Here is a 17,429-nt window from a genome sequence, read left to right as displayed (position 1 = left end):
TGGGGTCTCTGCCGGAACAACCCTGCAAGGGGGGCGGATTCGAGCAAAATCTTTGCCGAACGGGGGCTTGAACGCGCCACGGCATCGATTATGGCGCCCCTCGCCGCCGTAGGGGCAGCTGAATTCCCTGGGTTTAGGTTCCAGCCGCCAGCAATCGGTCGGCGAAGAGGGTGGCCACCGTCATGTCCGCGCTGGTGCCCGGATTGAGGTTCTGGCCTTTCCACGAACGGTCCCGCACCAGGAGCTCGGTGACGGGGTGGGTGGCGAGATCGAGGGAGAGAAGCTCCGCCGCCTCGGCGCACAGGGCGTCGGCGCGGGCCGCGCCGTGCTTGCGCGCCACGTGGCTGTCGGGAACGGCCGCGAGGTAGCCGAGGAACACCGCCGTCGTGCTCCAGGGGGGCGTGAGGCCATTGCCGCGCGCCTCCGCCAAGGCGGGCAGGCCGATGCCGAAGATGTCGGCGAAGCCGGTGACGTAGGCGCGGGCGATCCGGTCGCGCGGGGCCGCCTCCGCCATGGCCGCGACGAGGCTGGCCGGGGCTTCCGGTCCGGTCACGTCGTGGCGTTCGGCCCGGCCGAGGCCGCCGGGATTGGCGGCGCGAATCGCGGCGAAGACGTCGGCCGCATCCGCCGCGTCGAGGGTATCGAGAACGTGGCTCAGCGCCCCGCGCAGAGGGCCGCCGCGCTCGGCGGCGAGCGCCAGGGGCGCGCAGAGGAGGAGAATGCCGAGATTGGTGTTCTGGCCCACCGCGCCGAGGGTCGCCTCCATGGCGGTGCGCACGCGCCGGCCGATCCGCGCGCCGGGTTCCGCCAGATGGGGCGCGGAGACCTCCGCGCTCGTGACGAAATCCGCCACCGCCATGCGATGGCCGTCGCCGAAGACATGGACGTTGCCGGGCTTCAGGGCATCGAGCTCGGCCAAGCAGCACGCCCTGTAGGCCGCGGCGATCACGTCGGGCGAAAGCCCGCTCATCCCGATGCCGCCAGGAGCCGGGGGGGCCTTGCCGCCCGCACGGCGTTGAGGAAGCCCCGGGCCACGGCGGCCGCGACGTCGACCGCGGTGACCTGTTGCAGGCCCGACCAGGCCGGCATGGAATTGACTTCGAGGACGAGGTAGCCGCCCTCCCCGTCCTCCACGAGGTCGATGCCGGTGTAATCGACACCGATGGCGGCCGCCGCGCGTTCGGCGAGTTCGGCGGCCTTCTCCGGCATCGCCCAGGGCAAGGGCCGGCCTCCGCGATGGACGTTGGTGATCCAGCCGTCGCCCTCGCGGATCATGGCGGCGATGGCCCTGCCCTCGCAGACGAAGACCCGGTAATCGCGCCAGAGGCCGTCGTTCCGCGCGATGTAGCGCTGGAGATAGTAGACCCGCGACACGGCCTCCTCGTCGGGCAGGTCTTCCGGCCGTTCGATGAGCTGCAAACCCTCGCCCTGCGAGCCGAAGAGCGGCTTGAGCACCAGCGGCCGGCCCGGTCCCGCCTCGCGGGCGACGCAGGCGGCGGCGGCCTCGCGGCTGGAGAACACGAAGGTGTCGGGGGTGGGGAGGCCGGCCCTGGCGACGAGGAGGCTCGTCATGGCCTTGTCCACCGAGCGCTCGATGGCGCCGGGGGAGTTCCACACCGTGACCCCGGAGGCCACGAGGGCGTGGAGCACGCCGAGCCGCATGGTGGTGGCCTCGAAGGTGCCGCCCGCGATGGTGCGCAGGAGGACGCCGTCGGGCAGGCCGTCCGCGAAGCCCGGCACACGAAGCGGCTCGCCCGCGCCGGTGACCACCGCCACGTCTGCGAGCGAAAACAGCACCGGCTCGGCGCCGAGATGTTCCAGGGCGGCCCTCAATCGGGCCTTGTGCCAGTTGCCGTTGTCGGCCGCGAGCCCGATGCGCATGGATGTGGTCTCACACGGTGATCCGGTCCCGGTCCGGCCGGGATGACAGGCGTTCCCCTCTCCCCGCCCGGCGGGGAGAGGGGCTGGCGCTGCGGCTTTTCCGTTCAGATCAGCTGAAGGAGGCGTCCACCAGTTCCGGCATCAGCCGGCCACCGCGGAAACTCTTGCCGGTGGTGACGGAGGTGACGATGACCTCGGCCGGGCTGAAGAGCGCGCCGTCGATTTTGTAGAAATCGCCGTTCACCCGGCCGAAGATCTCGGCGAAGGGGGCGCCGTGGTCGGCCGAGGTGGTGGAGGGCAGCTGCTCGGCGAGTTGCTTGGCATCCGCCTCGTCGGCCTCGACGAAGAGCTGCACCCGGCCGCCATAGATGATGGCGTCGTTGGTGCGGCCCATGGCCTGGATGAAATCGGGATGCTGCGGCGAGAGCGGGGCCGAGCCGATTCCGTCCACGATCTTGTGCAGGTCGAAGCCCACGGTGTGGGCCTTGTGCAGGGCGACTTCGAGGACGCGGGCGACGACCTGTGTCGCGCCGGCCAGCGACTGTGTCGGGGCGTAGATGAAGGTCAGCGCGTCCGCCGACAGGCCGCAGGCCTCGGCGACCTTGGCGATGACGGAGGCGGGCGGTCCGCCGGCGGCCTCGAGCACCAGGGCGGTTCGGCTGGCGGAATCGCGGTAGCCGAGTTCGGTGTAGAGATCTTCCACCACCGAGACGGCGCGGCCGGGGCCGGAGCCCAGGGCGAAGAAGCCGGAATCGCCGGTCTCGTCGGCCAGCGACCAGCCGGCATACTGGCTGCCGAGGCAGGCGAGCACCGGGTCGGCGGAGTGCACCACCACGGAATAGGGCCAGGCCGCGATCGGCCCGGTGGGGACGATCGACACGGTGCCGAGGCCGCCGAGGCAGATCTCGGCGATGCGCCGGCCGGCCTCAATGGAGCCGCGCACGGTGGCGCCGGCATCGACCATGCGTGCGCCGTTCTCCGTGGTGACGGCAAGGCGCAGGGCCTCTGCATCGGCCACCAGCTTCTCCACGAGGGGATTGGCGAGGGCGTTCAGGCTCGGCGTGGTCCGGAGCGTGGCGGGGGGATGGGTGGTCATCGGGCTTCCTCCGTCGGGGCGAGCAGGGTCCGCAGAGTGGCGGCCCGGACGCGCAATAGGTCTCGGGTGGCGGCCGAGTCCGGGCCTGCGGCGAACACGGTGCAGAGGGGAGCATCGCGTGGCACGCAGGTGCCGGATTGTGGGCGGTCGCGAACGAAATCCGGCCAGTCGAGGGGCGGCATCGGCGCGTAGCCGGCTGCCGCGTAACAGATTTCCGTGGCCGCCGCATCCACCGGTGCGGGTTCGATTCGCGGCAAAACGCCGAGGCTCGCGTCGATATGCGCGGCCAGGAGCGGCGTGTCGCGGCGGTCGAGGACGTCGAGGGTGGCTCCTGGGCGCGGGTTGATCTCGGTGAGCCACCACCCCGTCTCCGAGACGAGGAGGTCGGCGCTGGCGAGCCCGACGAGCCCGGTCTCCGCGACGAGTCCGGCGATGGCCGCCGTCACTTGGGAGAGGGACGCGGGCGACAGGGCCGGCGCCTCGTGGGCGGCGCGTTCCAGCGCCCCGGCATAGCGGAAGGGGCGTAAGGGAGACGGCGCGCTCCATTGCTCGGTGACCGCCACGATCGCCGCCTCGCGCCCGTCGGCGAGGAAGGCGACGGCGTGCGCCGTGCCGGCGACCCGCCGCTGAAAATAGGCGCCCGTCGGTGCCCTCCCCGCGCCGGCGAGGCGGATATGGCTGCCACCGGACCCGCCGGAGCGCTTGAGCAGCCAGTCCGAGCGATCCGTCACGGCCTTCCGCGTCACCGCCGGATGAGGAATCGCGAGGCGGTCGCAGAGGGCCGCGAAGGCGAGCGGATCCTTCAGCACCCGGACCGTATCGGGGCTGGCGCCCAGAAGCCTGCGGCACCGGCCGATCCTCGCCATCAGGTCGGGCGCATTCTCGAAGCCGCTGCCGAGCACGATCCCGATCGGTGGCTTGTCCGCCATGGCGGCCAGCGCATCGAGCCCGGCGAGCACGCCCTCCCCCGCCAGCCCGTCGCCGAAGCGACCCACGGCAGGGCGATAGCCTTCGGCGAGGGCGAGCGTGTCGGCATCGCCGAAGAGGTCGAGGACATAGGGGCGCAGGCCCGACCGGCGCGCGGCCTGCGCCAGGGCGCGCCCGGACTGGGCGGCGATGAGGATCGCGTCGCCCCGGGGCGGCGGCCGTTCGGATGATAATGCCATCGCGGCGATCGCTCGGGATCACTCCTACGCTGCTGTCACCACCCTGCCTTGTCCTGAGGCGACGAGCGAAGCGAAGGCCTCGAAGGAGGCTTCCAGTTAGCTCGGCGAAAGCTGGAGGCCTTCTTCGAGGCCCGCTTTCGCGGACACCTCAGGATGAGGTCATGGGCGGGATCGAGCGGGCGGGTGAGTGCCCGTCAGCCGGCCACCTCGACGGCGACCTTGTAGGCGTCGCGGAAGTCGAGGCAGAGGGGCTCGCTGGCGGCGAGGATCTGGCGGAACAGGCGTGACTGGGTCTGGTACTTGACGTTGCCGACCGCCAGCGCGCCGATGCCGATGCCCTTGCCGGTGGGCAGGGCCACGTCCTTGGCGTTGACGTCGATCCCGGCGATGCCGGCGGGCGGCACCGCGTTCACGTCGGAGGCGACCAGCAGCTTCGGCGCGGATTCGAGATCCGTCGCCGACAGGATCGGGACGCCGGCCGGGCCGGCCGAGAGGATCACGTCGGCCTCGGCGATGGCGACGCGGCGCGCCTCGGCGGTGGAGCCGTCGACGGCGCCGACCTCGATGCCGAAGCGCCATTTCATCGTGAAGGCGATCTTGCTGACTCGCTCCTCGCCGTCATGCCCGACGAGGACGGTCTTGGCGCCTTCGAGCGCACCGATCACCGCCGCCACATAAGCCACGACGCCGGCCCCACCGAAGATGACGATGCGCTTGCCCTTCAGGTCGGTGCCGAACTTCGCCTTGAGGGCGCGGGTCACCTCGGCGACCATGGCGGCACCGGTGGTGAAGGACCCGGCCGGATCGGCGACGATGTGGTTGGCGAAGGGCGGCACCAGGGCTTTCTTGGCCCGGTCCATCATGTCGAGGGCGTCCTCGGCGTTCTTGCCGCCGATGAAGATGGTCGTGCGGGCGCCATCCTGGGGCGAACGGGAAAAGATCGAATCCTGCACCAGGGAGGTCACGTCCGGCAGGGTCACGTCGGTATAGGTCGCGATCGTCTCGAAGCCGGCATCCACTGCCATGTTCACGTCGAACGGGCTCATGTGCTTGAGGGGCGTCAGCATATGCAGAATCGAGCGGGCCATCGTGTCTCTCCCTCCGCAAGTGTCCGGCGCCATCGCGGTGCCGCCTCTCGCATGTGTACTGTCGGAACCGGCCGGGCCGGCTGCGTCAAGCGTCGCTGATGCGCTTGTTGTCTTAAAGTGGCGTGACCGAGGCGCCGGTATTGCGACCGCGCGCGATCACGAAACGCAAAGGCCCTGGCCGGTCGAGGGACGCCACGAGGACGCGTGCCTCCGCTTCGGACGGCACCAGGGCGAAACCCGTCGGCCCCCACGAGCTCTGGCCGTAGCCGGCGATTCCCTGGGCGGCGATGGCGGCGAGCGCCTCGGCCACGGCAGGACTGGCGTAGCGCCCGCCCTGGTGAGGCGCGAAATGATCGCCGATGAGGCGCTGGATCGTGGTGATGCCGGCGCCGAAGCCATCCGGTTCGGCGGTGGCTGCCGCCGGCAGGACCTGCATCAGCACGATCCGGCAGATCGCGGCGGCCTGCTCCTCGGGAAAGCGCGGGAGATCGCGAAACGCCTCGACCTCGCGGGTGCCATGCACGCCGGTCATGCTCTCGTCGAGGATCAGCACGATCCGCCACGCCTCCGGATAGGCGAGGCGCGCGATCAGCGGCGGCGGGCCGTTGCTGGCGTCACGGCCGCCATCCACGATGAGGCCGCCCTGGGTGAAGGCGGCCAGACCCACGCCCGAGCGGTTGCCGCGATCGAGGGCGTCGGCGAAGGCGTCGGGCGAGAAGGGGCGGCCGTCGAGGGCGGCGAGCGCCGCCGCCACGCTGAGGGCGAGCTGCGTGCCCGAGCCGAAGCCGGCATGGGCCGGGATCGCCTCGTTCACCCGGATGGAGGCCGCTCCCCGAGGGCCGAGATGGCGCGCCGCGGCCTCGGCATAGGTGCGGGCGCGGGCCGCCTCCGGCCCGATCACGTCGAGGGCGGGGGCCGCACGCGCGATGAGATCGATGGAGGGGGCGTCGACGGCGAGCCCGATGCTGCCGAAGCGCCGGCCGAGGCCCCCGTGCAGATCGAGGAAGCCGAAGTGAAGCCGCGCCGGTGCGCGCACCCGCACCGCACGGGTCCGTCCCGCCGTCTCGGCCGGCCGTTGATCCGGGATCTGGTCCACGTCGACCCCCTTCATGCGATAAGCCTTCATCCCTGCGCCGCGCGGGCCGCGAGCCGATCCGCCCCGGCGGGGCCTGACCGGAATTGCGACCGCATGGCGCTTGCCGGCGCGGGCTTCTCCCACGGAGGACGGATCGGTCGCAAGCATCGCCATACCATCAATCGTCGGGCTTCCGCAGGCCGGGGCTCCACCGGAGGCCGGGAAGGTGCGGCGTGGCGGGACGGCAGAAGGGAGTCGACGGCGGTCGGTGGGGGGTTGCTTGCGGCGCCTCCGCGATGCAAACGTGCCGGCCCACTAGGAATGGACTGGCGCAGTCCCGCCGTGTGCGACGCTGAACACAGCGCGTGCCGGGCCCTCGTTCTCCAAGGTGTAGGCATGGCTGCCTGGGTAAAGGGTGGTGCGGCGGACGTGAGCGCAGCGGTGGAGGCCGCAGCCACGCTCCTCGCCGCAGCGAAGACTCCGATCGTCACGGGATTGAGTGCGGATACGAGCGCGGTGCGGGCGGCCTATCATCTGGCCGGACTCATCGGTGCCTCCGTCGATCCCGTCGGTGGCGACGGCCTCTATGCGGAGCTCGGCCCCCTCAGCCAGTTCGGCAATCTCAACACCACGCCGGCCGAGGCGATCGGCCGGGCCGATGCGGTGCTGATCGTCGGTCTGCGCCCGTGGGACAGGCCGATCGTGCAGGAGATCGCCGCTTCCGCGCCGGTGCGCGGTCGCGCCGCCGGTTCCGAGCGCACGCTGCTCTCCCTCGGCGGCCCCGGCGACGGCGCCACACGGCACGTCTCCTATCCGGCCGCGGCCGGCGGTCTCGCCGTCTCGGTGGCGCATCTGCGCGCCTACGTGAAGGGCAACCTCGCCGGCGAGGCGGCCTATGCCGATCTCGCCCGGCGCCTGACGACGGCCCAGTACGGTGTCGTCCTCTACGATGCCGCCGAACTCGGCGATCTCGGCGTCGAGATGCTGCAGGGGCTGGTGCGCGATCTCAACGATCTGACGCGCTTCTTCGCGCTCTCCGTCTCGGATGGGTTCCAGGGCCGCGCCGTGACCCAGCTCGCCTCATGGACCACCGGCCAGCCGCCGCGGGTCGGCTTCGGCCGTGACCTGCCCGAGCATGATCCCTGGCGGTTCGACAGCGCGCGCCAGGTGGCCGCCGGCGAGGCCGATGCCGCGCTCTGGCTCGCCTCCCTCCCCGCCCCGCGCCCTGACTGGCTCACCGCTCTACCCTCCATCGCCATCGTCGGTGAAGGAAGCCCCGATGCCACGGGCGACGTCGCCGAGATCGTCATTTCGGTGGGCGTACCCGGCGAGACCGCAGGTGGCGCCCTGTGGAACGAACGCCGTGCGGCGATCACCTATTCACCTCCGGTTGGCCAGCCGGCCGACCTGACTGCGGCCGGCGTGCTCGCCGCCATCCAGAATCGCCTCACGCAGAAGAAGGGCGCCTCATGCTGATCCTGATCCAGGGCGGCCGGGTCGTCGATCCCACCGCCGGCCGCGACGGCGTCGGCGACGTCTGGATCGAGGACGGCCGCGTCGTGGCCCCGTCCGAGCGCGCGCCCGACAAGACCATCGACGCCTCCGGCTGCGTCGTGATGGCGGGCGGCGTCGAGGTGCATTCGCACATCGCCGGCGGCAACGTGGTGATGAGCCGCCTGCTCCTGCCCGACCTCTATGTCAGCGAAGCCGCGCCCGAGGGCCATCCCTTCGCCCATGCCGGCGGCTCGGCCGCCTGGATCGGCGCGAACTACGCGCGGATGGGCTACACCATCGCCGTCGAGCCGGCGATGCCGCCGACGAACGCGCTGGCGACCCAGCTCGAACTCGCCGACATCCCGCTGCTCGACCGCGGTGCACTCACCGTGATGGGCAACGACGACCAGCTCCTCGACTTGCTGCGCCAGCGCGAGGGCAAGGCGGCGGTGCGCGACCTCGTCGCCCTGTCGGTGGCGACCTCGCGCGGTCTCGGCGTCAAGTGCATCAACGCGGGCGGCGCCTCGGCCTTCAAGGACGGGATGCTCAACCTCAGCCTCGACGAGGAGATCCCGGTCTACGGCCTCTCCACCCGCAAGATCATGAACGCCCTCCTCGATGCGGTGGAGGAGATCGGCGTGCCGCATCCGCTGCATGTCCATGCCAACAACCTCGGCATTCCCGGCGCCGACGATTCCTTCGTGGCGACGATGGAGGCGGCGGAAGGCCGGCGCATCCACTTCGCCCATGCGCAGTTCTACGCCTACGGCGCGGTCGATCCGGCCAATCCCGGCACCGGCGGCTTCCGTTCGGCGGCCGAGCGCATCACGGAGGCGATGGAGAAACACCCCAACGCCACCTTCGACGTGGGTCAGGTCGCCTTCGGCCAGACGGTGACGATCTCGCTCGATGTCATCCGCCAGTTCGCCGGCCGCAAGGGTGCGAACCCGAAGAAGTGGATCATCACGGCGGGCGACGCGGAAGGCGGCGGCATCGTGCCGTTCCTATACAAGCCGCGCGGCCCCGTGAGCTCCCTGCAATGGGCGATCGGCCTCGAACTGATGCTGCTCTCGGGCGACCCCGAGCGCACCATCCTCACCACCGACCACCCCAATGGCGGCCCCTTCACCGAATATCCGCGGATCATCCATCTGCTGATGGACAAGGAGGAGCGTGACCGCGAGATATCCTCCCTGCACAAGGTCATCGCCGAGCGCTCTGGCCTCTGCGGCATCGAGCGGGAATACACCTTCTCCGAAATCGCCCAGCTGACGCGCTCCGGCCCGGCCAAGCTCCTCGGCCTCGCCGATCGCGGCCACCTGCGCGAGGGCGCGCGCGCTGACGTCGCGATCTACCGCGATGACCAGAACCGGACCGCGATGTTCGCCCGCGCCAAACTGGTGCTCAAGGACGGCCACGTCATCGTCGAGGATGGCGAGATCGTCGATTGGCGCGCGGGCCATACCCTGGAACTGACGGTGGAATCCGACAAGGCGATGGAGACGCGCACCGACGCTTATCTCGATGCCCGTTTCGGTGCCGGTCTCGACAGCTTCACCGTGCCGGACGAGGCCTTCCCCGTGAGCGATGTGTTCGAGGACGTGGCATGTCGAGCGTGAGAATGATGACGACGCCTCGCGTGGGTACGGTGACCGAGCATGACTGACCTCACCCTCAACGGCATCCCGGTGATCGACACCTTCGCCGAGGCGTTCGACGTCGCCGGCACGGCGCTGATCATCACCAACGACACCGCCAAATGGGCGATGATCGCCGCCGTCACGATGACCGGGTTCGCGACCTCGGTGATCGGCTGCGGCGCCGAGGCCGGGATCGATTGCGAACTCTCGCCGGAGGAGACGCCCGACGGCCGCCCCGGTGTGCGGGTGCTGCTGTTCGGCTTCGAGCCGAACGGCCTCAAGGACCAACTCCTGAAGCGCGTCGGCCAGTGCATCCTCACCTGCCCCGGCACGGCCTGCTATGCGGGCGTCGACGGGCCGCACAAGATCAAGCTCGGTGGCGCGATCCGCTACTTCGGTGACGGCTTCGCCGTGGCCAAGCGCCTGACCGATCCCGTCACCGGCAAGGCGCGGCGCTATTGGCGCGTCCCCGTGATGGACGGCGAGTTCCTGTGCGAGGATTTCGTCCGCGCGGTGGATGGCGCGGTGGGCGGCGGCAACCTGCTGTTCCTCGGGCGCAACCATGCCGAGACCCTCAAGGTCGCGGAGATCGCCGTGGATGCCGCTCGTTCGGTGGCCGACGTGATCCTGCCCTTCCCCGGCGGCATCGTCCGCTCCGGCTCGAAGGTCGGCGCGCGCACCAAGGGCATGATGGCCTCCACCAACGACGCCTATTGCCCGACCCTCAAGGGCCGTGCCGGCTCGGAACTCGTGGCCGAGGTCGGCGTGGTGCTTGAGATCGTCATCGACGGGCTCACCTCGCGCTCGGTGGCCGAATCCATGCGCGCGGCGCTCCACGCCTCCACCGAAGCCGGTGCGGCGCACGGGCTCGTCGCGGTGACGGCCGGCAATTACGGCGGCAATCTCGGCCGCCACCATTATCACCTGAAGGACCTGCTCTCGAAGGAGCCGGCGAGCGAGGCTGGAGCGGCATGAGCACCCTCACCCTGCGCCAGGAGCCGCCGGAGCGGCTCGATTTCCTCCACGTGACTCCGCTCTCGCTGAGCGGCCTCTCCGAGACCGAGGCGGCCAGGCTCCCCATCGGCACCAGCCGACGCGGCCTGACGCTGGGCGACGTCTTCGCCATCAGCCTCGACGGATCCGACAGCCTGACCATCGAAGGCGGTTCGTCCCGCTTCGACAGTGTCGGTGCCTCGCTCAGTGGCGGCTCGATCCGCGTCGTCGGCGATGTCGGTCAGCGCCTCGGCGCCGGTATGGCGTCGGGATCGGTGACGGTCACGGGATCGGCCGGGCCTTATGCCGGATCGGGCGCCAAGGGCGGCACGATCACCATTGAGGGCGATGCCGGCGATCATGCCGGCGGGGCGGTCTATGCCGCCAAGGCGGGGCTCGACGGCGCCACGCTGGTGATCTGCGGATCGGCCGGCGACTATCTCGGCGACCGCATGCGGCGCGGTCTGATCCTGGTCGGTGCCGCGGGCGCTCATGCCGGATCGCGGATGATCGCGGGTACGATCGCGGCCCTCTCGGTGGGCGACCATCCGGGCTACGGCATGCGGCGCGGGACGATTCTCGCCGGCGGACACGGTGCCCTGAGCCCGAGTTTCGCCGAGACGGGAACGCACGATCTCGTGTTCCTGCGGCTGCTCGCCCGGTCCCTGCGTGCCCTCAGCCCTGCCCATGCCGACCTCGCCGCCGGTGCGCTCAAGCGCTATTCCGGCGATCTCGCCACCCTCGGCAAGGGTGAGCTCTGGGTCACGGCCGGGCGATAGGCCCTTCGATTCCTCCCCGGCGGCGGCACGGCCCCCGTCGGGGAGACGATCCCCGAAGCCTTCAGGGGCATGGCTTCGATCGAGGTTGCCCGCCGGGCATTGCCCGAAGACCTGCCGCCTCCCGCGAGGGATGGGCGTCTCCGTCGGTTCACCGGGCGCTCCCGCCAAACTCCGAGCACAGTCGGTCCGGGTAAGGCCCGCGACGGCCAAGCACCCAAGGCCAAGACCGATCACTGTCAGGACAAGTCGGACCTTGGTGGAGCGGCCGTATTGTGGTGTTGCCTTGCTACCCGAATGTCTCGGTCTCGCCTCGAGCCAGCGGCCGGATCACCAGGATGGATTCTGCCGCGACGGGGCCGCGAATGCCGCAGCGGGCTGAATGCCGGCTTCGGACGCGCGACCACGGAATCGTCGGGCGCGCTTAACCTTCTGTTGTCTGCATTTGCTTGCCGAGCCTTGCCGATGGAGCGACGCCTTCGCATCGCTCACCAGACGGGTAATCTTCACATCGCAAGCGGGGACAAAAAGCTGTTCCTAACTCGCATGATGCAGAATTGTTCCGCTTAATAAATGCTTGCGGGAAGTGAAAACCGGTCGTCACGGCAGTGTGATCTGGATCAGCAGCGAGGTGAGCCGGAAAGGCACCGGAAGTGCGCCAGAGCACGTCACTGGTCTCTCCTTCCTCACTTGCGCCTAACCTTTACCCTTCGTTGACGGGTGCCGCTGTATTCGATGGATGTTGTTGCAGGAATGCGACAGACCTCACGCCCGTCCGAGCCTACAAGCACCTAGGCTTAATGCCCATCAGGACCAGACACACAATGAAAAGACTGCTTCTCGCTACGACCGTTCTCGCCGGCCTGACTGCTGTCGCTTCGGCCGCCGACCTTCCCCGTCGCGCCGCCCCGCCGGTCTTCGTCCCGGTCCCGGTCTTCACGTGGACGGGCTTCTACGCCGGTATCAACGCCGGTTACGCTTTCGACGCCGGTAAGGAAGGCCCGAACGCCTTCACGGTTCCGGGTGCCTTCACTGAATCCCGCGTGCCGCAGGTCGCCACGTTCCGCAAAGACAGCCAGGACGGCTTCACCGGCGGCGCGCAGATCGGCTACAACTACCAGTTCACCCCGGGTTCGGGCGTAGTCGTCGGTATCGAAGCTGACGCCCAGTACCTCGATTTCGGCGCCAAGCGTCGTGACTCGGGTGTGGTCGCTCGTGACGGCTTCGCCATCAACGACCCGCGCGGTCTCTCCAGCCTCGACTACTTCGGCACCGTCCGCGGCCGTCTCGGCTACGCCTTCGACCGCACCCTCGTGTACGGCACCGGCGGTTTCGCCTACGGTGCGGGCAGCGCTGATCGTGACTTCGGTGGCTTCCGCGGCAACGATGACTTCCGCACCGGCTACGCCGTCGGCGGTGGTATCGAATACGCTCTTCCCACCGAGTCGTTCTTCAACTTCTTCCGCGCTTCCGCTGTGACGTTGAAGGTCGAAGGCCTGTACGTGAATCTCGATCGCGGTAACCGTAGCACTGGTCCTTTGGTGGTCACCACCGCTGGCGACATTGCGCGTTCGGTCAGCACCGGTCGTCGCGACGACGAGTTCGCCGTCGTCCGCGCCGGCCTGAACTACAAGTTCGGCACCTACTAGGATCGTCCATGATCGTCGCGCGGTCCTCATCGAGGATCGCGCGGCATCGGGATCGTCCACGTGAAAAACCCGGCCTCACGGCCGGGTTTTTTGCATTGATGGAGGCTTTCTCGCAATTCACCCGGCGTGACTCGAATGCGGACGCGACGTGGCACTTCGCCTCCGACTCCGTTGGTGCTCCACCCCTGGGAAGAGAGGCGGCTCGGATAGGCCGAACTCGCGACCCACCCGTCCTCAGATGTCGAGTGTCGCCTCGTCGGCGAAGGCGGCGCGCTCAGAGATGAAGGCGAAACGGGCCTCCGGCTTGTTGCCCATCAGCCGTTCCACGGCATCACCGGTGGAATCCCGCGCCTCGTCGAGGACAGCCACGCGCAGGAGCGTGCGCTTTTTCGGGTCCATCGTGGTCTCCTTCAACTGCGCCGGCATCATCTCGCCAAGGCCCTTGAAGCGGCTGATCTCCACTTTGCCGCCCTTGAAGACGGTCTTGATCACCCGCTCCTTGTCGGCGTCGTCACGGGCATAGACCGTCTTGGCGCCGTGGGTGAGCCGGTAGAGCGGCGGGATCGCCAGGTAGAGATGGCCCTTGTCGATGAGCTTGGGCATCTGCCGGTAGAAGAAGGTGATCAGCAGCGAGGCGATGTGGGCGCCGTCGACATCCGCGTCGGTCATGATGATGACCTTCTCGTAGCGGAGGTCTTCGCCCTTGTAGCCGTTACCCGTGCCGCAACCGAGCGCCTGGGTCAGGTCGGAGATGAGCTGGTTGGCGCCCATCTTGTCACGGCTGGCCGAGGCCACGTTGAGGATCTTGCCGCGCAGGGGCAGGATGGCCTGGCTGGCGCGGTCGCGCGCCTGCTTGGCCGAGCCGCCGGCGGAATCGCCCTCGACGATGAAGATCTCCGAGCCCGCCGTACCCGCCTTGGAGCAATCGGCGAGCTTGCCGGGAAGGCGCAGCTTGCGAGTCGCGGATTTGCGCGCGACCTCTTTCTCCTGGCGTCGGCGCAGGCGCTCCTCGGCCCGGTCGATCACCCAGTCGAGGAGCTTGTTGGCCTGGGCCGGGGAGGCGGCGAGCCAGTGGTCGAACGCGTCGCGGATCGCCGTCTCGACGATGCGCGAGGCTTCCACCGTGGCGAGCTTGTCCTTGGTCTGGCCTTGGAATTCCGGCTCGCGGATGAAGACCGAGAGCATCGAGGCGCAGGTCGCCATTACGTCGTCGGTGGTGACCGAGGTCATCCGCTTGGCCTGGCCGACGCGCTCGGCATGCTCGCGCAGGGCGCGCAGCAGGGCCACGCGCAGGCCGCTCTCGTGGGTGCCGCCCTCGGCGGTGGGAATCGTGTTGCAGTAGGAGTGCGAGACCCCGTCTTCCACCACCATCCAGGCGACGGCCCATTCGAGGGAGCCGTGGCCGCCGGGCTTCGTCACCTTGCCGGCGAAGACCGCGTCGGTGACGAGCTCCTTGCCGTCGAGGTCGCGGGCGAGATAGTCGCGCAGGCCGCCGGGGAAGCGGTGCACCGTCTCGGCCGGCACGTCGGCGATGCCCTCCAGCAGGGCGGGGGCACAGCGCCAGCGGATCTCGACGCCGCCGAACAGGTAGGCCTTGGAGCGCGCCATCTTGAACAGCCGGCGCGGATCGAACTTCAGCGCCCCGAAGATCTGCGCATCGGGGTGGAAGCGCACCCGCGTGCCGCGCCGGTTCTGCACCCGGCCGACGGTTTCCAGCGGACCCTGGACATGGCCCCGCGAAAAGGTCTGGCGATAGAGGACCTGGCTTCGGGCCACCTCGACTTCGAGGATGTCGGAGAGGGCGTTGACCACGGAGATGCCGACACCGTGCAGGCCGCCGGAGGTCTCGTAGACCTTCGAGTCGAACTTGCCGCCCGCATGCAGCGTGGTCATGATCACTTCGAGGGCGGATTTGCCCGGAAATTTCGGGTGCGGGTCCACCGGGATGCCGCGGCCATTGTCGGTGATGACGAGGTGGCCGGTCTCCTCCAGCTCCACCTCGATGTAGCTGGCATGGCCCGCCACCGCCTCGTCCATGGAATTGTCGATCACCTCGGCGAAGAGGTGATGCAGGGCGCGCTCGTCGGTGCCGCCGATATACATGCCCGGCCGGCGCCGCACCGGCTCCAGGCCTTCCAGCACCTCGATCGACGAGGCGTCGTAGCCGGCTTCCGCCGCATCGACCGGTGCTCTGTCGAGGGGAGCGCGCGCCGCCGAAGCGGCCTTCGCGCCGCGCACGGGCGCCTGACCGCCCGCGAACAGGTCGCTCGGCCGGCCGCCGGCGGGGGCCGGAACGGCCTGACGTGAGGTCTCGCGCTGAGTCATGGACCAACCATACAGGAACGAAACGGAAACGTGAAGCGATGCCGCCCTGGCCGGCGGCCGCTCTCCCGGTGTTCCTGCGCAGCTTGCGCCGATTCCGTTAATGCTGTGTCGCCGGGGTACCGGAAGCGGGGGCTCGGCCACGCCTGCCCCCTTGGCCGCAGGGGGCGTTCGCGTCGCCCCGTCAGCTTCCGACCCGGCCACCTCCACGCCTGGTGATCGCGACGATGGCGGGGCGGGGCGGCATTCCGTCGATGAAATCCGGCCAGCGGGTGGAGGGCGCCTCGAAGGTGGCGGGCATGGCCTTCGGATCTTCCTCGTCGGCCTCGCCGGGATGCTGCACGGCGACGAAGAACGTGGTGTCGTCGGGGGTGAAGTAGGGGCCGCACATTTCGGCGCCGTTCGGCACCCTGAAGAAATGCTTGCCCGTGCCCCGTCCCTGCCCTTCCGTCTCCATCGCCCAGATGCCGTCGTTTCGCCCCGTCTTCGACGGCGAGTTCCCGTCGGTGGCGACCCAGAGCCGTCCCTGCCCGTCCACCGAGCAGTTGTCCGGCATGCCGAACCAGCCGTCCTTCGTCGTCGCCGAGGAGAAGGTGGCGCCGACCGCCGCGATGGAGGGATCGCCGCATTTGACGAGGATTTCCCAGGCGAAGCCCGAGGCCGCGTGGTCGCCGTCGTCTGGGGTCAGTTCGACGATATGGCCGAAGCGGTTGTCGGGCCGCGGATTGGCGGCGTTCTCATCGCCGGGTTTGCGCTTCCCGTTGTTGGTGAGCATCACGTAGACCTTGCCGGTCTTCGGGTTGGCCTCGACATCCTCTGGACGGTCCATCTTGGTGGCGCCGAGGAGGTCGCCGGCGCGCCGGGCCTCGATGAGCACGTCGGCCTGGGCGGTGAACCCGTTCTCGAGTGTCAGCGGCCCCTGTCCGAACACCAGGGGCATCCAGGTACCGCGTCCGTCGGCATCGAACCGGGCGACGTGCAGCGTGCCGGAATCGAGGATGTCGCGGTTGGCCGCCCGGTCGGCGAGGTCCACGGCCGCGTCGGTCACGAACTTGTAAACGTAGTCGAAACGCTCGTCGTCGCCCTGGTAGACGACGTACCGACCACTCTTCGAGACGATGCCGGCGGCGCCCTCGTGCTTGAACCGGCCCATGGCGGTGCGCTTGACCGGGACCGAGGCGGGATCGAACGGGTCGATCTCCACCACCCAGCCGAAGCGGTTGGGCTCGTTCGGTTCCTTGGAGAGGTCGAACCGCTCGTGGAAGCGGCCCCAGGCATAGGCGTTGCCGGGCAGGCCGAGACGCTTGTGGTTGGTCGCCTCGGCCGACCCCTCTGCGAGGGTGCCGGAGAAGTAATAGTTGATGTTCTCCTCGCAGGTGAGCCACGTCCCCCAGGGTGTGGTGCCGCCGGCGCAATTGTTGATCATGCCCTTCACCGCGCGGCCGGACGGGTCGTCGGTGGTCTTCAGCCGATCGGAGCCGGCGGCCGGGCCGGAGAGGGCCATCGGCGTCTCGACGGTGATGCGGCGGGCGTATCGCGACCCCGGCACCACGGCCCATTTGCCGTCGTTACGCTTCACCTCGATCACCGAGCCGCCATGGGCGGCCATCTCGATGTCGACGAGGTCGCGATTCATGCCCTTGAAGGCCACGGTCTTGATGTCCTGGCGGCCGAGGCCGGGAAACATCAGTTCCTCGTTGGTGTATTCGTGGTTGACCACGAGAAGGCCATGCGCGGCCGGATCGGCGGCGCCGGGCATCGGGAAATAGCCGACGAAGTCGTTGTTGTAGCCGAATTGCCGGGCCTGGGCCGCGGCGCTCTGGTTGAGCGGGTCGAAGGCGGGCGCCCCGGGCAGGACCGGATCGCCCCAGCGGATCAGGATGTCGGCATCGTGCCCCTCGGCCACGTGATGGTGTGCGTCCGATCCCGCCTCGATCTCCATGAAGGGGAACGGCGTCGCCTGTCCCTGCGCCGCCGCGGCCGGGCCGGCGGCGAGCGCGCGGGGCGTCACCACCGCCGCGATGGCGCCGACCCCAAGAAGGCCGCGCAGTAGGTCGCGCCGGTCGAACCGGGCGGCGACCACGTCGCCGAAGGTGGCGTTCCGGCTCGGATTCGAACCGGCATCCTCGCCGTCTTCGGCGGCCTGCGAGCGAGTGCGCAGCGGCTCGGTCATGGTGAACTCGTTCCTTGGAATGGATCGAGTTCGAGTTAGGCGCGCGACATGGCGGGCGGATGACGCCGGCGTTCCG

Annotated in this window: 13 protein-coding genes; 5 read left to right on the top strand and 8 right to left on the bottom strand. The window is 69.4% G+C overall.

All coding sequences use genetic code 11. The annotated features are described in order from the left end of the window. Positions 1 to 133: 133 nt before the first annotated feature. The 6 genes from A3OM_RS0109270 to A3OM_RS0109245 form a co-directional block, all read right to left on the bottom strand. Entirely contained in the window at positions 134 to 970 is an 837-nt protein-coding gene (locus A3OM_RS0109270) for a triphosphoribosyl-dephospho-CoA synthase (protein ID WP_026175875.1), read from the bottom strand. After that, entirely contained in the window at positions 967 to 1,881 is a 915-nt protein-coding gene (locus A3OM_RS0109265) for a RimK family alpha-L-glutamate ligase (RefSeq protein WP_018043471.1), read from the bottom strand. The genes A3OM_RS0109270 and A3OM_RS0109265 overlap by 4 nt, the downstream gene beginning before the upstream one ends. A 109-nt stretch (positions 1,882 to 1,990) precedes the next feature. Further along, positions 1,991 to 2,977, bottom strand: coding sequence for a methenyltetrahydromethanopterin cyclohydrolase (gene mch / locus A3OM_RS0109260; RefSeq protein WP_018043470.1), 987 nt, complete (start codon positions 2,975 to 2,977; stop codon positions 1,991 to 1,993). Further along, positions 2,974 to 4,143, bottom strand: a complete 1,170-nt coding sequence (locus tag A3OM_RS0109255) for an ATP-grasp domain-containing protein (protein ID WP_018043469.1) — start codon at positions 4,141 to 4,143, stop codon at positions 2,974 to 2,976. Before A3OM_RS0109255 ends, mch begins: the two co-directional genes overlap by 4 nt. Positions 4,144 to 4,337: 194 nt before the next feature. Further along, positions 4,338 to 5,231, bottom strand: coding sequence for an NAD(P)-dependent methylenetetrahydromethanopterin dehydrogenase (locus A3OM_RS0109250; RefSeq protein WP_018043468.1), 894 nt, complete (start codon positions 5,229 to 5,231; stop codon positions 4,338 to 4,340). A gap of 112 nt (positions 5,232 to 5,343) precedes the next feature. Next, the gene (locus A3OM_RS0109245; RefSeq protein WP_026175874.1) at positions 5,344 to 6,327 is read right to left on the bottom strand and encodes a beta-ribofuranosylaminobenzene 5'-phosphate synthase family protein; all 984 of its coding nucleotides are present in this window, start codon (positions 6,325 to 6,327) and stop codon (positions 5,344 to 5,346) included. A gap of 375 nt (positions 6,328 to 6,702) precedes the next feature. Here A3OM_RS0109245 and A3OM_RS0109240 point away from each other — a divergent pair, with 375 nt between their 5' ends. The 5 genes from A3OM_RS0109240 to A3OM_RS0109220 all read left to right on the top strand — a co-directional run bounded on the left by A3OM_RS0109240 (position 6,703) and on the right by A3OM_RS0109220 (position 12,858). Continuing rightward, a complete protein-coding gene (locus A3OM_RS0109240; RefSeq protein WP_026175873.1) occupies positions 6,703 to 7,782 on the top strand; it encodes a formyl transferase in 1,080 nt (359 codons plus the stop codon). Further along, a complete protein-coding gene (locus A3OM_RS0109235) occupies positions 7,776 to 9,419 on the top strand; it encodes a formylmethanofuran dehydrogenase subunit A (protein WP_018043465.1) in 1,644 nt (547 codons plus the stop codon). Before A3OM_RS0109240 ends, A3OM_RS0109235 begins: the two co-directional genes overlap by 7 nt. A gap of 39 nt (positions 9,420 to 9,458) precedes the next feature. Beyond that, positions 9,459 to 10,415 (top strand): formylmethanofuran--tetrahydromethanopterin N-formyltransferase, encoded by a 957-nt coding sequence (fhcD, locus tag A3OM_RS0109230; RefSeq protein ID WP_018043464.1) that lies wholly within the window; start codon positions 9,459 to 9,461, stop codon positions 10,413 to 10,415. Beyond that, positions 10,412 to 11,212, top strand: coding sequence for a formylmethanofuran dehydrogenase subunit C (locus A3OM_RS0109225; RefSeq protein ID WP_018043463.1), 801 nt, complete (start codon positions 10,412 to 10,414; stop codon positions 11,210 to 11,212). The genes fhcD and A3OM_RS0109225 overlap by 4 nt, the downstream gene beginning before the upstream one ends. Positions 11,213 to 12,033: 821 nt before the next feature. Then, positions 12,034 to 12,858 carry an outer membrane beta-barrel protein gene (locus tag A3OM_RS0109220; RefSeq protein ID WP_018043462.1) on the top strand — a complete coding sequence of 275 codons (825 nt, stop codon included), beginning with the start codon at positions 12,034 to 12,036 and terminating at the stop codon, positions 12,856 to 12,858. A gap of 234 nt (positions 12,859 to 13,092) precedes the next feature. Here A3OM_RS0109220 and parE read toward each other — a convergent pair whose 3' ends face one another. Together parE and A3OM_RS0109210 are read right to left on the bottom strand one after the other, a co-directional pair. Continuing rightward, positions 13,093 to 15,183: a DNA topoisomerase IV subunit B gene (gene parE / locus A3OM_RS0109215; RefSeq protein ID WP_018043461.1), complete on the bottom strand. Its 2,091-nt coding sequence runs from the start codon at positions 15,181 to 15,183 to the stop codon at positions 13,093 to 13,095. 181 nt (positions 15,184 to 15,364) lie between these two features. Next, the gene (locus tag A3OM_RS0109210; protein ID WP_018043460.1) at positions 15,365 to 17,353 is read right to left on the bottom strand and encodes a PhoX family phosphatase; all 1,989 of its coding nucleotides are present in this window, start codon (positions 17,351 to 17,353) and stop codon (positions 15,365 to 15,367) included. Positions 17,354 to 17,429: the final 76 nt, after the last annotated feature.

This window comes from Methylobacterium sp. 88A (assembly GCF_000376345.1).
In the GTDB taxonomy this organism is placed as follows: Bacteria; Pseudomonadota; Alphaproteobacteria; order Rhizobiales; family Beijerinckiaceae; genus Methylobacterium; species Methylobacterium bullatum.
This window is presented reverse-complemented; position numbering and strand designations above follow the sequence as displayed.